Annotated in this window: 16 protein-coding genes; 2 read left to right on the top strand and 14 right to left on the bottom strand. The window is 72.4% G+C overall.

Annotated features, from left to right (window positions below):
- Positions 1-288 precede the first annotated feature (288 nt).
- Entirely contained in the window at positions 289-819 is a 531-nt protein-coding gene (locus ACFRMQ_RS00505) for a glycosyltransferase (RefSeq protein ID WP_380725276.1), read from the bottom strand.
- Between the two features lie 343 nt (positions 820-1,162).
- Between ACFRMQ_RS00505 and ACFRMQ_RS00500 the strand changes: the two genes are divergently transcribed.
- Positions 1,163-1,711: an NUDIX hydrolase gene (locus ACFRMQ_RS00500; protein ID WP_380725274.1), complete on the top strand. Its 549-nt coding sequence runs from the start codon at positions 1,163-1,165 to the stop codon at positions 1,709-1,711.
- A 91-nt stretch (positions 1,712-1,802) separates the two neighbouring features.
- Here ACFRMQ_RS00500 and ACFRMQ_RS00495 read toward each other — a convergent pair whose 3' ends face one another.
- The 13 genes from ACFRMQ_RS00495 to ACFRMQ_RS00435 form a co-directional block, all read right to left on the bottom strand.
- Positions 1,803-2,444 carry a DsbA family protein gene (locus ACFRMQ_RS00495; RefSeq protein WP_380725272.1) on the bottom strand — a complete coding sequence of 214 codons (642 nt, stop codon included), beginning with the start codon at positions 2,442-2,444 and terminating at the stop codon, positions 1,803-1,805.
- Positions 2,445-2,496: 52 nt separating this feature from the next.
- Complete coding sequence (locus ACFRMQ_RS00490; RefSeq protein WP_380725270.1) at positions 2,497-3,153, bottom strand: PolC-type DNA polymerase III; 657 nt, start codon at positions 3,151-3,153, stop codon at positions 2,497-2,499.
- 97 nt (positions 3,154-3,250) lie between these two features.
- Positions 3,251-4,219, bottom strand: a complete 969-nt coding sequence (locus ACFRMQ_RS00485) for a phosphoribosylaminoimidazolesuccinocarboxamide synthase (RefSeq protein ID WP_380725268.1) — start codon at positions 4,217-4,219, stop codon at positions 3,251-3,253.
- Between the two features lie 32 nt (positions 4,220-4,251).
- Positions 4,252-4,962 (bottom strand): HAD family hydrolase, encoded by a 711-nt coding sequence (locus ACFRMQ_RS00480; protein ID WP_380725266.1) that lies wholly within the window; start codon positions 4,960-4,962, stop codon positions 4,252-4,254.
- On the bottom strand, positions 4,959-5,729 hold the full coding sequence (locus ACFRMQ_RS00475) for a dTMP kinase (protein ID WP_380725264.1): 771 nt from the start codon (positions 5,727-5,729) through the stop codon (positions 4,959-4,961). The genes ACFRMQ_RS00480 and ACFRMQ_RS00475 overlap by 4 nt, the downstream gene beginning before the upstream one ends.
- Positions 5,730-5,803: 74 nt before the next feature.
- Positions 5,804-6,916, bottom strand: coding sequence for a DegT/DnrJ/EryC1/StrS family aminotransferase (locus ACFRMQ_RS00470; protein WP_380725262.1), 1,113 nt, complete (start codon positions 6,914-6,916; stop codon positions 5,804-5,806).
- The gene (locus tag ACFRMQ_RS00465; RefSeq protein WP_380725260.1) at positions 6,913-7,977 is read right to left on the bottom strand and encodes a radical SAM protein; all 1,065 of its coding nucleotides are present in this window, start codon (positions 7,975-7,977) and stop codon (positions 6,913-6,915) included. Before ACFRMQ_RS00465 ends, ACFRMQ_RS00470 begins: the two co-directional genes overlap by 4 nt.
- Complete coding sequence (locus ACFRMQ_RS00460) at positions 7,967-8,695, bottom strand: thymidylate kinase (protein WP_380725258.1); 729 nt, start codon at positions 8,693-8,695, stop codon at positions 7,967-7,969. The genes ACFRMQ_RS00465 and ACFRMQ_RS00460 overlap by 11 nt, the downstream gene beginning before the upstream one ends.
- Positions 8,692-9,510 (bottom strand): class I SAM-dependent methyltransferase, encoded by an 819-nt coding sequence (locus ACFRMQ_RS00455; RefSeq protein WP_380725256.1) that lies wholly within the window; start codon positions 9,508-9,510, stop codon positions 8,692-8,694. The genes ACFRMQ_RS00460 and ACFRMQ_RS00455 overlap by 4 nt, the downstream gene beginning before the upstream one ends.
- A complete protein-coding gene (locus ACFRMQ_RS00450) occupies positions 9,507-10,031 on the bottom strand; it encodes a phosphoribosyltransferase (protein WP_380725254.1) in 525 nt (174 codons plus the stop codon). Before ACFRMQ_RS00450 ends, ACFRMQ_RS00455 begins: the two co-directional genes overlap by 4 nt.
- A 38-nt stretch (positions 10,032-10,069) precedes the next feature.
- Positions 10,070-10,690 carry a GTP cyclohydrolase I gene (folE, locus tag ACFRMQ_RS00445; protein ID WP_380725252.1) on the bottom strand — a complete coding sequence of 207 codons (621 nt, stop codon included), beginning with the start codon at positions 10,688-10,690 and terminating at the stop codon, positions 10,070-10,072.
- A 49-nt stretch (positions 10,691-10,739) separates the two neighbouring features.
- Positions 10,740-11,477 carry a 7-carboxy-7-deazaguanine synthase QueE gene (locus ACFRMQ_RS00440; protein ID WP_380725250.1) on the bottom strand — a complete coding sequence of 246 codons (738 nt, stop codon included), beginning with the start codon at positions 11,475-11,477 and terminating at the stop codon, positions 10,740-10,742.
- Positions 11,474-11,920 (bottom strand): 6-pyruvoyl tetrahydropterin synthase family protein, encoded by a 447-nt coding sequence (locus tag ACFRMQ_RS00435; RefSeq protein ID WP_380725248.1) that lies wholly within the window; start codon positions 11,918-11,920, stop codon positions 11,474-11,476. The genes ACFRMQ_RS00440 and ACFRMQ_RS00435 overlap by 4 nt, the downstream gene beginning before the upstream one ends.
- 1,739 nt (positions 11,921-13,659) lie before the next feature.
- Between ACFRMQ_RS00435 and ACFRMQ_RS00430 the strand changes: the two genes are divergently transcribed.
- Entirely contained in the window at positions 13,660-14,121 is a 462-nt protein-coding gene (locus ACFRMQ_RS00430; RefSeq protein ID WP_380725246.1) for a hypothetical protein, read from the top strand.
- The last annotated feature ends 5 nt before the right edge of the window (positions 14,122-14,126 follow it).

The following is a 14,126-nucleotide window of genomic DNA, read 5'->3' as shown; positions in this document are numbered from 1 at the left end:
TTTTGTTGCATATCAGAGTCGGATAAGTCTGAATTGCCCGTCACCCTCCGGAGGCTTTGGCGTCGAGGAGGCCCCCCGGATGCTCCTGTCGCCCAGGCAGAAGTGATGGAGGCGGGGGGGTGATGTGACCCATAGTCGCCGCTGGGAATAGCTGACGTGCCATCACACTTGTTCCCTGACGAGGCAGATCGGCCATCAACCGGTGTCAACGGCTGGGTGTGCCCGAAAAATTACAGTTTGAAGACTAACGGATATGCTCCGGGCCTCCGAAGGAATCCGTGACGAGGGTCACCTACTCCGAACGGCCCCCCGGACAGGCACGCGAGGCCGATACGGCTGCCCGCGACAGCTACTCTTCGTAGCCTCCTCGTGGCCGATCCGAAGGCCCTGCCACTTCGGCGTCGATCTGCCCCACCTGGCCCCGATCCGGACGGGACCCTCGTTCCGCGTCCCGTCCGGAACCCCGACACGGTCGAGGCGCTGCGCGCCGCGTGGGGGTTCGAGCCGCTGGAGACGTACCTCGCTCGGCGGGTACAGCAGGCCGTTGTGGCCGTCGGTGATCTGCTCCAGGAAGCCGTCGCACCCGGGGGCGAGGACGATCGCGCCGTGGTGCTGCGCCCACAGGCCGGTCTCGAAGACGACGTTGGCCAGCGTCTCGCCGCGGCTGGGGCAGGCCATGACGCGGGTGGTGGGCAGGGCGGCGAGGGCACGGGCGAGCTGGCGGTCGAAGTCGCCGACGAGAGTGGCGTTCAGCCGGGCATCACGGCGCTGCTGCTGGTAGGTGTCGAACAGTGCGGCGCGTTCGTCGTCGGTGCGCACCGCGATGGCGGCCAGGGCAGCACCGGCTGTGAGGCGGACGGAGAGGCCATGCGGGACACTGCCGCCGACGATTCACTCTTTCGAGTGAAAACGGCCAGGAGGGCGGTCCGGTATCCGTCACCCCGGTGGCCAGAACCTCGTGGTGGCCGGTGGACACGGCGCGGTCGACGTGAAAGATGAGACGGCGGGCGAGATCTGCCGGAACGAGGCGGACCTGAGCGGCTTGTAGAGTGCGACCCTTGGACGCCAAGCCCGTTGGAGCTGATTGTGCGCATGCTCGCCGCCCGTGCCCGAACGATTGGTCGATGGGAGTCCCGCTCCCGGGCCGGATCGGGGGTGAACCGTGGCGATCAGTGACGCGACCATCGGGCAGACCGTTTCGGCGTACCTCGGGCGGTTCCCGCGCGAGGCCGAAGCGCTGGCCGAGCCGTTGCGGCTCCTCGGCGCGGGCTCCGGGTTCTCTTCGCGGCGCACCTTCCCGATGCACGTGACGGTCGGCGCACTCCTGGTCCGCGATGGCGAGGTGCTGCTGATCGACCACCTCGCCTACGGGATCACTCTGCAGCCGGGCGGCCATCTCGAACCGACCGACACCACGCTGCTCGATGCGGCACTTCGTGAGCTGACGGAGGAGACCGGCCTCGACGGGCGCTTGATCGCGCCGCTGTTGCCGGTGCCGGTCTACGTTGAGTTCGGCCTGGTGCCGGCACGGCCGGAGAAGGACGAGCCGGAGCACTACCACCTGGACATCGGGTATGCCTTCTCGACGGAGCGCGCCGAGATCGGCTCCATCCAGGAGACGGAGGTCACCGGCGCGGCCTGGTATCCACTGGAGTCGGCCGTGAGCGTGGTCGGGGAGCGCGTCGCCCGGGCGTTTGGCGTCACCGCGTAGACCCTGGGCGGCGGGCGCAGCACCTTGATCTCCGGGTCTGCCCCTGCCCCGGGGGCAGGGGCAGACCGGCGTGGGCCCGGTGCCGTCTGGCTCAATCGAAGACCGGCTTGACGTCGCGGCCGCGACTGCGCTTGAGCTCGTAGAAGCCGTCGGTCTGGGCGAGGAGGACCAGGCCGTCCCAGAGCTTCCCGGCGGCCTCGCCGCGGGGGGCTTGGCGCAGTACGGGGCCGAACAGGGCGGTGCCGGCGACGCGCAGGACGGGGGTGCCGACGTCGAGTCCGACTTCGTCGAATGCCTCGTGGTGGGAGGCGATGATGTGCTGGTCGTAGTCGGTGGTGGTGGCGGCGGAGGCCAGGGCGGCGGGCAGGTTCGTTGCGGCGAGGGCTTCAGGGATGACGGTGGGGTCGTTGCGGCGGCGCTGGTTGTGCAGTCGGGTGCCGATGGCTGTGTACAGCGGGTCGAGGATTTGGTGGCCGGCGTGCTCGGCGGCGGCGGCGCACACCCGTACCGAGGCCCAGGCGCTCTCCATCAGCGCCCGGTACTCGGTGCTGAGGCCCTCGCCTTGCCGCTGGTGGAGGTTGAGGTAGGCCAGCGACATGATTCGCCAGTCGGCGCGGACGGGGCGGACCTTCTCGACTTCCAGGAGCCAGCGGGAGGTGATCCACGCCCACGGGCACAGCGGGTCGAACCAGAAGGGCACCAATGTGCGGGGCGGTTCGTCGTCGTGGAGCATCGGGCGGGCACCGTCCTTGTCTCGGGTCGCTCGTACGGGGGGTGATGGTGGGTCAGTCGAACAGTCCGGCCTGGACGGGCTGGTTGGCCTTGGCAGTGCGCCCGGCGGTCTTGCAGAGGGCCGCGAGGCTGTCCAGGCGCGGGCCGAGGTCGGCGGTGGCGATGAGGCGGAGGAAGAGCTGTGCGGTGACGTCGACGTCGTCGGGTGCGCGGTGGCGGTTGGGCGGCTGGGGGATGCCGAAGTGGGCCAGGAGGGTGTCGAGCTTGTAGTTGGGCAGGCCGGGGATGAGGTGCTTGGCCAGCGGGATGGTGTCGATGAAGTTGGTGCGGGCCAGCGCCGGGCAGTGCTCGGCCTGGTGGTGGATGACGTTCGCCTCGGTGGCGGCGTGCTGGGCCACCAGCAGGTAGGGGGTGCCGGGGGTGAGGCGGCGGTCCAGCGCGCCGAGGGCCTGGGCCGGGGTGGGGGCGTGGGCGAGCTGTTCGGCGGTCAGGCCGGTCTGGGCGGTGTCGGCGGGCGTGAGCGGCGCGAACGCGGGCGGGCGGATCAGGGAGGTGCTGCGGCCCTTCTCCTGCCAGGTGCCGCCGTCGAGGCGCAGGGCCAGGGCGGCGACCTCGATGGGCTGGGCAGGGTGGCCGGCGGGGGTAGTCGTCTCGAAGTCGACGACGATGAACGTCGTCGCCCGGAAGTCCGGGTCGCCGGTCAGGCCCATGTGTCCACCGCTTCCTCGAGTTCTTCGGCCGTCGTGTGCCGTGCGTAGTAGGACGCCGGTAAGAGCATGCCTGTGAGCGCGGCGCCGCGGTGCCTGTTCACTTGCCGGCGAGGGCGCGTACGGCTCGGGTCGCGGCCTCCAGGCCGGGCGCGTTCCCGTGGCGCTCGCCCGTCCATCTGGCGCACAGCGCCCGGTAGAGGTCGCTCATCACGGGGACGAACCCGGGCGGCAGCGGGGCGGGCCGGGGCCACCGGTGGCGGGGGACGCGGTCAGCGATCAGTCGGCCGACGGGGACCTCGTTGCCCGAGCGCACGTACCAGTCGCGCAGGACCTGCTTGCCGCAGTGGACGCCGTCGAACATCAGGCGGCTCTCGTCCGGGGTGCCGGGACTGTCGGCGAGCAGCAGCTCCCGGCCGCTCGTCACCAGGAACTCGCTCTTGCCGTCGCAGTGGTCGATGCCGACGGAGGCCGCGTGGCCGCTCAGCACGGTGTTGACCGCGGTGGTGGTCTCGCGCAGGGCGTCGAAGAGGTGGTCGTCGAGGCCGGAGAGGAGCTGGGCGTCTGCGCGGGTCAGGAAGCGGTTCACCGCCTCGCGGGTGGTCGCGTACTCGATGGTCGGGTGCGGGAGGCGCTCGCCGACGGCGGGCACCGCGGTCAGGCCGAGGTCGGCCGGGGTCAGGTCGCCGCCGGAGGCCAGGCGGCGGTGGACGGAGCTGCCGGGTGGGAGCTGGTTGCGGAAGAGGACCTGCAGAGGCAGGAGGTAGTTGCCCGACTCGGGCGTGGGCGGGTGGTCGAGCGTCTCCGGGAGACGGGCGAGGGTGAACTCGAGCCGGTTCGGGCCGCTTTGGCGAAGGAAGTGCGTACGGATGCCGGCCGCTTCGAGCAGCCGGAAGTTGAAGACGGCCATCCGGCAGGCCGCTTCGCCCTTGCCGGGGATCGCGTCCGGCATCGGGCCGTAGTGGAAGACGCTGTAGTGGTCGGTGTACTGGAACTCGCCGACGCCCTCGCGGTCGGCGGTCGGCGGGCTCAGGACGATCGTTTTCTTCGTGGAGTGCAGAACGGGCACGGTGCTCCTCTCGGACGGCGCGGGGGCCGTCATCAGGTCGGGTCGTGGAGCGGGGTGTGGGCTCGCCGGGCGGCGCCACTGCGGGGTGTTGCCGGTGTGCTGCTGACCGGGGCGAGGTGGGCGCCGGCCATGGTGAGCATCCGCATGCCCGCCGCGCGGGCGGCGGCGATGCCGTCGGGGGCGTCGTCGACGGCCAGGCAGCGCCTGGGCGCGATGCCGAGCCGGCGGGCGGCGGTGAGGAAGAGGTCCGGGGCCGGCTTGCCTCGGTCGGCGTCCTCGCGGGTGACGACAGCCGCGAACTCGCCGTGAAGGCCCAGCGCGTCGAGTCCGGGGCCGACGAGCTGCCGGCTGGCGCCGGAGGCCACGGCGCACGGCAGGCCGGCGGCCCGCGCCCGCCGCAGGAGTTTCACGGTGCACGCGATGGGCGTGATCGTGTGGACCTCGGCCAGGAGGTGGGCGCGGCTGCGGGCGATCACCTCGTCGCGCGGCAGCGTACGGCCGCCGGGCAGTGCCGCCAGCAGGTCGCCGATGGACAGCCCGACGTGCCGGGCGTACCAGGCGGCATCGAGGACGATGCCGTAGGGCAGCAGGGCGGTGCGCAGCGCGTCCTCGTGGCTCTGCCGGGTGTCGGCGAGGGTGCCGTCGAAGTCGAGGATCAGGGCGCCGGTTTCCTCGTCGAGCGCGGGAACGCAGCCGTGCCCAACCGGGCAGGACGACGGTGGCGGCGGGCTGTCGGGGTTCATGCCGCTGCCGCCGTGGCGGGCCGGTGGCAGCACAGGCACGCGGCTCCGGGGCCCTGCCAGGGTTCGGTGAGGCAGTCCAGGTCGTCGCCGGCGTCGCGGATCCAGGTGCGGACCAGGTCGGCTGCCTGGTATTCGTCGACGTGGCGGCGGTCCACGACCCGGTAGCGGACCGGGTCGGTGGCGGCGAGCTGTTCGAAGAGCGCGGACGCCTCGCTCATGAAGCGGGCCTGCTCGCCGGTGAAGACGCAGCGGTCGCGCCGCTGGGCGCGCTTGAGTGCTTCGGAGGGGTCGTCGGTGACGAGGACGGTCAGGTCGGGCAGCGGCCGCCAGGAGGCGGCGAGGTTCAGCAGGTCGGTTGCGGTGCGCAGGGCGGCGTCCGGGTCACCGGGGTGCAGGAGCAGGGCCTGGCACACGGCGGTGGTGTCGACGCTGCGGCCCTCCACGACGGCGCGGCCGCGGGCCAGGTCGGGCAGGACGGTGTCGAGGTCGTGCCGCTTGATGGCCATCAGGAGCAGGGCCTCGGCCATCGGGGTGCCGCCGCGCAGGAACGGATCGCCGATGCTGGCCTGGCGCAGTGCCTGGAGGAGTGCCTCGCCGAGGCCGGGGCGGCCGTCGGCGCGCTGGGAGAACTCGTCCAGCATCACCGGCTTGTCGTCGAGGGTCTCGACGGCGCGGTTGGTGAGGTAGGTCTTGCCGACGCCGTTGAGGCCCTCGGCGGAGATCAGCGGGCCGCGGCGGCAGCGCCCTCGGTTCGGTGTGGTGGTCATGCTGCGGTGTCCCCTCGGGGAAGGCGGGCCGGCGCCGCGGGTGCGGCGGCGGCCCGGGCTCGGGTGGTGTGCGGTCAGCCGTTCCACTCGGAGCCGGCGTGGGTGATGGCGGCGGCGTAGCGGTCGAGGACCGCTTCGTCGTCGCGGTCGGTGAGGACGACGGCCAGGGTGCGTTCCAGGATCTGGGCGGCGCCTCGGCACGGCGGCCGGGCGCCGGCGGCGAACATGGGGCGGGTGTCGCACGGGATGAGGTGGAAGGTGCCGGTGGAGTTCGGCACGCCGATGCGGGCGAGGTGTTCGGCGAACGCGCGCGGCCGGGGCAGGGCGATCGACAGGAGCGGGGAGTAGTGGTTCCACGTCTCGTCGGTGGCCGGGCGGATCGGGGAGAGGCCGCGGGCGCCGGCCAGGGCGTGCAGCAGGTAGGTGCTCTGGGAGCGGCGACGCTCCAGCAGGGCCGGGAGACGGCGGAGGTTGGCGTGGGCGAGCGCGGCGAGGGGCTCGGCCAGGCGGGCGTTGACCGCGAGGTGCTGCTGGGCACGGTCGCCGGGCGGCGGCGTGAGCCAGTGCCCGCGAAATGCCCGTGCCCGGGCAGCGAGGTGGGCGTCGTTGCTCACCACGAAGCCGCCCTCGCCGCTCCAGAGGATCTTGCCGTCCTTCATGCTGAAGCACCCGGCGCTGCCGGCCGTGCCCGCCACAACGCCCGCGCGCGAGGTCCCGGCGGCTTGGGCGGCATCCTCCACCACGGCCAGGTGGTGGAGGGAGGCGAAGGCGGCCAGGGTGGCCGGGTCGCCCATCCGCCCCCACAGGTGCACCGGCACGATCGCCCTGGTGCGGGCCGTGACCTTGGAGGTGGCGTCCGCGTAGTCCAGGTCGAGGGTGGCGGGGTCGCTGTCGACGAACACGGGGGTGGCGCCGAGCTGGACGACGGGCGCGGCGGTCATGATCACGGTGAGCGCGGGCACCAGGACCTCGTCGCCCGGACCGATGCCGACGGCGAACAGCGCGGCGTGCAGCGCCGCGGTCCCGGAGTTCACCGCGACCGCGTACCGCGTGCCGAGCGCGCCGGCCAGGCCGCCCTCGAAGGCGTCGGCGTGGGCGCTGCGGGCCGGGTCGGGCATGTCGGCCAGCGCCGCCAGCACCCCGGGGCCCAGCTGGTCCGCCGCGGGCGGCGGGGGCGGGCCGCTCATGACCCCACCCGGCCCAGGAAGCTGGGCATGCCGAGCACGAGCGGTGTCATGTTGACGCAGTCCCGGGAGAAGTGCGAGCAGTCCGTGCACGCCGGGCGGCCGTCGAACAGAGTTTTCGCGTCGGCGCCGACGATCGTGCGCCGCGCCGACGGCGGTGTCGCGGCGATCCGCCGGTCGGAGGGGCAGTCCCACACCGTCCCGTCAGGCTGGACGAAGAACAGCTGAGCCCCGCCGAAGCACCGCTCGACACGGCCGCTGTCCTGGGTGGCGATCGAGTCGAGGAACTGCCGGACGTACGTGGGGCCGGGCAGGGTGAGGCCGCCGGGGTCCTGCTCCAGGCGCAGCAGCTCCTGCTCGACGGCGGGGGCGTCGGCGGCGGTGTGGCAGCGCTCGGTGAAGAGCTTGTGGCCGGGGGGCAGGGAGATGGGCTGCGGGACGTAGTAGTCGACGCCGATCTCGGCGGCCAGGCGGGCGACGTTGGTGATCTCCTGGGGGCGCGCTCGGATGACGACGGTGTAGATCCCGACGCGGGGGCCGGGACCCTGGCCCCGCTCGTCCAGGAGGGTGCGGATGCCGGCCAGGACCTCGCGGTGGCCGGCGCGGCCGGAGCGGGAGGGCCGCAGGCGGTCGTTGACGGCGGCGTCCGCGCTGTCGAGGGACACCGAGACGCCGTCGATGCCGAGTTCGACGAGCGTGCGGGCGATGCCGGGGCGGGTGAGGGGCACGCCGTTGGTCGCGATGACGACCTCGCACCCGGCTTCCTTGATCGTCTTGATCACGCTGAGGGTGGGCAGCCAGTCCAGCGGCTCGCCTCCCGCGAGGACGACCCGCTCGACGGGCGAGTCGGCCAGGGTGCGCGCGAACGCCTCAAGCTCGGCGCGCTCCACGTCGCGCACGGGGATGTGGGAGAGCAGGCCCACTTCCTTGGGCGGGCCGATCTTGTCGTCCGCGAGCTCGCCGAAGTAGCAGTGCGGGCAGCCGAAGGAGCAGGGGGAGCGCAGCGCCCACAGCAGGGTGATGTCGCGCTCCTGCAGCGGCCGGGTTCGGGTGTCAGGCTGCATGGGCGGCCTCCCGGTGGGCTTCGGCGGCGCGGACGGCTTCCTCGAGGGCCTTCGCGGCTTCCTGGGGGCTGCACCCGCTCACGTCGATGAGCGTGTACCGGTCGGGTTCGGCGGCGGCGAGCCGCCGGTAGAGCCGGCCGGTGTGCTTGATCACCGCGCGGGCGTCGGGCGGGACGGCGCGGCCGATGCGCTCGGCGAAGCGGGCCGCACACACGTCGCTGTCGCCGACCAGCAGCACGGTGGCGTCGGGCATGGGCCGCCAGCGGCGGGCGGTGGCCAGGATCCGCTCGGCGATCGCCGGGGCGGGCGTGGCGGGGTGCTCGGCGTGCAGGATCGCGGCCTGGCAGACGGCGACGCTGTCCACACCGCGGTCCTCCAGGACGATCTGCACGCCCTTGGGCCGGGCTGTGGTCAGGCGCTCGGACTCGCGGAACTTCAGCGCGAGCAGTGCCAGTGTCTCGGTGACCGGGTGACCGGTGCGCAGGCACACGTCGCCGCCGGCGGCGAGGGCGGTGATGACCTGGCCGGGCAGTGAGTCGGCCGACTGGTCGGTCAGCTCCTCCAGGCGCAGGCACCGCGGGCCGAGCGCCGCGGCCACCGCGCGCACCGCGGTGCTCTTGCCGACCCCGTTGATGCCCTCGACGCTCACCCACAGCGGCCTGCCCGCGCCGTGCGGGCCGGTGGCGGGGCGGGGGCGGGGAACGGCGGTGGTGCTCACGCCGGCCTCCGGCACACGAACAGCAGCTCAGTCGCCCGGTCGGGCACGGACACGGAGGAGACCGTGTCCAGCAGCGCTTTCGGCACCCGGGCGGTCAGGTGGCGGTACCAGTCGACCGCGGCGGGGCCGAAGCGCTCCTCCAGCTCCGCGGCGATCTCGTCCGGGGTGGGCGGCAGCAGTCCCATCACGTCCTCGACGACCAGGCCGGCGTCCGCGACGGCGCGCTCGACCTCTTCGCGCGACCACTCGTAGACGTGTACCCGGTACTGCAGCGGGCGCGGTGGCGGCCCGAACGCCTGCGGCGTGGACAGGTACAGCACGCCCTCGGGGGCGAGCGCGGCACCGGTGGCCGCCAGGCTCTTGACTCCGAGTTCGTAGGGCAGGTGCTCCAGCGCCGAGGTGTAGATCGCGACGTCGAACGGCGGCAGGTCCGGCCAGGGCTCGGAGACGTCGCACTGGAGGAAGTCGACGGGGAACAGGGAGCCGTAGTGCCCGCGCAGCGCCTCCAGCCGGGTGCGGGCCTCGGCGAGGTTGTCCGGGCTGATGTCCAGGCCGACATAGCGGGCGATCTTGGGGGCGTAGCGGTGCAGCAGCGGCAGGGCCAGGCCGCGCCCGCAGCACACGTCCAGGATGTGGGCGCCCTGCGGGCTCTGCTCGGCGACGATGAGGTGCTGCATCAGGTTCATCAGCCCCGACGGCTTCGCCTCGCCCACGGCGAGCGCGCCGTAGAAGTCGTCCATCTGGTTGGTGCTGTACTGCCCGATCATCGGGGTGCCGGGCCGGGTGAGGTGCTGCTCGGTCAGTTCGGCGGTCATACGGCTTCCTCCCAGGGGAAGACGATCCAGGTGTCGTAGAGGGCGGCGATGTGGTTGACGGCGTCCTCGGGCGGGGCGTCCTGCTGCCAGTTGGCCCGGTTCACCGCGAGGACCGCGGTGCGCACGCGGGCGGCGCCGAGGTCGCGGAGCAGGTCCGCGGTGTGGGCGAGGGTGACGCCGGAGCCGGCGATGTCGTCGACGAGGAGCACGTCCAGGCCTCGCAGGTCGCCGAGCGAGGCGGGGTTGCGGACGTTCGGCAGCGGGTTCTTGTCGGCGTTGACGCCATCGCCTGTGGTGCGCACGACCTCGACGGCGCGCACGTCGCGGATGCCGAGGCGGTGGGCGAGCCACACGGCCGGGACCGTGCCCCCGCGCATGATGGCGACCACGGCCTGCGGCAGCCCGCCGGCGTTCACCCGCTCGGTGAGGACCTGTACGGCGGAGCGGATGTCGTCCCAGGTCAGGTGGAGGGGGGTGGGCGGTGCGGTGTCGTGTGCGGGGGCCGTCGGCGGTGTGTCCATCGGGTGCTCCTCCATGGGTCGGTGGGCGGCTCGGCCTCTCAGGCCGCGCGGTGCCGGGTGGCGATGGCGAGGAACTGCTGGCTGAGCACGGGGTCCTTCTCGAAGCGCCCCCGGGCCTGCAGGGTCGTGGTGCGGGCGTCCTCCATCCGCACGCCGCGCATGCTCATGCACAGGTGCTGGCCCTCGACGTGGACGGCGATGTCCGGGCTGTTGACCGCCTGGGCGAGGTGGTCGGCGACCTGCCCGGTGAAGCGCTCCTGGACCTGGAGCCGGCCGGCGTAGTACTGCGCGATCCGGCCGAACTTCGACAGGCCCAGCACCTCCTCGCCCGGCAGGTAGGCGGCGGCAACCGTCAGGTGCATCGGCAGCAGGTGATGCTCGCACTTCGACCAGACGCTGACCCCGTCGACGAGGACCATCTGGCCCATGAGCCGCGGCTCGGGGAAGCACGCCGCGTCCGCGGGAGCGGGCGACAGGAAGGAGGCCCACGAGGCGGCGGCACGCCGCGGGGTGCCCACCAGGCCCTCTCGGGTGGGGTCCTCGCCGAACGCGACCAGGAGTTCGGTGAACAGGCACTCGACGCGGGCGAGGTCGATGCACGGCTGGGCCGGGGCGGCTTCGGCGCCGGCCGGGCGGGTGGCGAGATCGGTACTCGACATGGCGGGTTCTCTTCTCGGATGAGGAGCGGGTGACACGGGGGCGGGCGGCTCAGCGGCCGCTGGCGTTCTCGAACGCGAGGGTGTGCAGGCGGGGGGTCAGGTTCCAGTGGCGGGCGGCGACCTCGTCGGCGATGGCGCGCAGCGTCGCGGTGACAGCCTGTGTGGTGGTGCCCTCCGGCATCACCCACACCTCGACGAGCTGGTGCTCCTCGACGAGTTCGGCGATCCGGCCGAGGTCGTCCGGGCTAGAGGCGACGAACTTGAACGCCGCTCGGCCGCCGGCCGCGAACGCGGCGAGCACCGCCGCCACGATGCTGCGGCCCTCGTCCTCCCCGAAGCTGGCCAGCTTCGGGGAGACGTTGAACCGGACACCGTCGACGAGCAGTTCGGAAACCGGCGCGATGGTGCCGTTGGTCTCGAACTCGATCCGCTTGCCGCCCGCGAGCAGTTCACGCACCAGCGGCAGCAGCCGCTGCTGCTGGAGCAGCGGCTCGCCGCCGGTGATCACGACCAGTTCGACCGGCGAGGACAGCGCCCACCGCGCCAGCTCCGACACCGTCGCCCGGGTGGAGACCTCGCGCGGGTCGTACCGGCTCCAGTCCCACGTCTGCTTGGTGTCGCACCTGGCACAGGCCAGGTTGCAGCGCGAGAGGCGGATGAACAGAGCCGGCCGGCCCCCGCTGGGTCCCTCCCCCTGGAAGGTGGGCACCTCCACCCCGAAGCGCTCGGCGATCAGCAGCGTCCCGTCGGCGGGAACCGGCGCACCGGGCAGGCTCAGCGCGCTCACCGGACCGCCACCTCGAAGCGTGCCCAGCTGCTCCCGGTCTCGCGGACCCGGACAGCGGCCAGGCGCCCCGCGATACCGGGCTCCACGTGCTGGATGAACCAGCCGGCCAGGTACCGGGCGAGGAGCTCGGAGGTGGGCTCGACGGGCAGGACCTCGTGGAGGTTGCGGTGGTCCAACTGGCCGTCCAGGAATGCCTTGAACGGCTTGAGGTCGGCGAAGTCGGTGACGAAGCCCGGCGCGACGAGCTCGTCCGCGACCAGCTCGACCTCGACGATGTAGCTGTGCCCGTGCTGGCGGGAGCACTGGTGCTCGGGCGGCAACCCCGTCAGCCGGTGGCCGGCCTCGAAGGTGAACGACTTGCCGATGCTGACCGTACCGGGCGGCATCTCGACGGCGGACAGGGAGGCGGACAGGGCCATCATCTCCTCAAGGCGGGGCGGCACTGGGCCGCATGGAACGGCACTCGGCAAGAACCAGCCGTTCGAACCGGACAGGGTGCACCCGGTCGTGGGACAGCCGGTCGAGCGACCCAGGTAGTCGGTCACGGGTTCGCTGCTCGGGCGGACCACTATCTGACGCTCAATCAGGCAGATCGGACAGGGCAAGTTAGGGAGGCAAGCTACGGGTGCCAGGTAGGCTTATTGCCCTTCACAGTGGCTTCAGCGTTCCGCCAGCAGCCCGTCATAGAAGGTCGAGGCTCTCCCGGTGGCCCAATGCCGTCCGGCGCTGCGTCGCCAGCCGGTCGTCGGCCAGGTCCTCGTAGAACGTCTCGACCCCGCTCGGGGTGACCGTGACAGGCCAGCGCCGTCCGAGGCGGAGGCAAACAGGTGCGCGGTAGTGGTGAACGCGCTGTCCGGCTGGCGGACCATGGACAGCCGGCGCAGGGGCCGATCCTGCGGGTAGCGCCGGGTGGGCATCCCGCGGTGCCGCGCCGCCGTCACCCTGTGATCGGCGACGTCTCGTACTACGGCCTCGACCACGGCGGTCCTGCCGACCAGGTCGATGTCGTCAACCATCACAAGACGCATCGAGTCTCCTCGTACATCGTGGGAAATGGTGCTCCTTCCCACAGAGCTATCTCGCCCCGGCGTCGCCAGACGCCGCGAGGGCTGTCCGGGAACACCTGCTGCCGCCGACGGAGGGCCTGGACACAGAGGGCTGTCCGGCGTCCGACCGGCGAGCGCATCGTGCGGAGGACCCAGCAGACACCAGATTGCAGGACAGCGGAAGGCACTTTCAGGGGGGCACTTTTCAACACATCAGGCATGGACACGCCATGTAGGCTCGATGGTCGTCCGCACCGGGCGGCGGAGCTCGGCACACCGCTGCCGAGCGCGGTAGTGAGGCCCCTCGGGGCACCGCCCGCACAACGGGTGCAGAACCTGCACATCCTGTGAACCGACCCGCAGGACGGCTGCGCTCACTGCGCGTGCAGTCAGGGCGAGTTGGGGAGGTTGATGGCTACGTCACCCAAGGGGAGCCGTGGCCTTGGGGCAGCCGTTCGCGGCGCTCGCACTGTCAGGCGGATGACACAGGCCAAGCCGGGGAGGGAAACCGGCTACTCCGCTTCGGCGGTAAGCAGGATCGAGAAGGGCGAGATGTGCCCGTCTGCCCGCTCACTCACGGTTTTCGAGGACGTACTGGAGATCGACCTCAGCATGTGCGAACCGGGCAGCCCGGCAGAGGCGTTGGGGTCACAACAACCCCACCGACCCGGCCGACAACCTCGTAGGACTCCTCTACACACTGCCGCCACCCGTGCCCGTGGCTTCGCTCCCGCAGTTGGACCGGCTGCTCGCCGCTACCCGGGCGCACTTCACGGCCTCGCGCTACCGGGGTCTCGGCTCCGTCCTGCGAGGCCTGATCGCGACCGCAGAGGCCCACCGCGACACCTCCAGTGACGGCGCCCGCGAACGGGCCCACGCCCTCGCGGCACGGGCTACGTCCTGGCCACGGAACCGGCCGCGAAGCACCACTCGGACCTCGCCTGGGCCACGGCCGACAGGGCCGTACGGGCCGCCCGCCAGAGCGGCGACCCCGTCGTCATCGGCGAGGTCGTCCGCGTCCTCGCCGTCACCGTGCGCCGGGCCGGCCGACCCGGCGCGGCCGTCGTCCTCCTGGAGCGCACAGCCCGCGACCTCGACGACCACGGCCCCGCCGCGCGGGCCGTCGCAGCCAGCCTGTGGAGACGGCCGCCTACACCGCGGCATGCGCCCACAACGCAGGCACGGCCCACGACCTGCTGGCCGGCGCCGCCGAGGCCGTCGACCGGCTGCCAGCCGGCCTCCCCCGGCAGCGGCTGTTCAGTGTGGACGCGACGCAGACCCAGGTCGACCTGTACCAGGTCGGCGTGCACACGGCTCTCGGCGAACCGGACAAGGCCATCCCCTACGCGACGCGGATCAACCCGGCTGCCCTGCCCACCGCGGAGCGCCAAGCGCGCTGGGGCACCGACACTGCCCGCATGTGGATGCGCCTCGGCGACCAGCAGCGGACCCTGGCCGCACTGCAGTTCGTCGACCGGGTCGCCCCCGAGGAGGCCCGCCGCCCCGCACTGCGGGCGCTCACGTCTGAACTGCTCTACACGGCGATGCCTGCGGCCGGCGTGCGCGACTTCGCACGGCGGACAGGGGTCCTCGGCTGAACACC

The organism is Kitasatospora sp. NPDC056783, from assembly GCF_042789895.1.
GTDB lineage: Bacteria > Actinomycetota > Actinomycetes > Streptomycetales > Streptomycetaceae > Kitasatospora.
The sequence above is the reverse complement of the archived record's forward strand: the minus strand, read 5'-3'. Positions and strand labels throughout refer to the sequence as shown.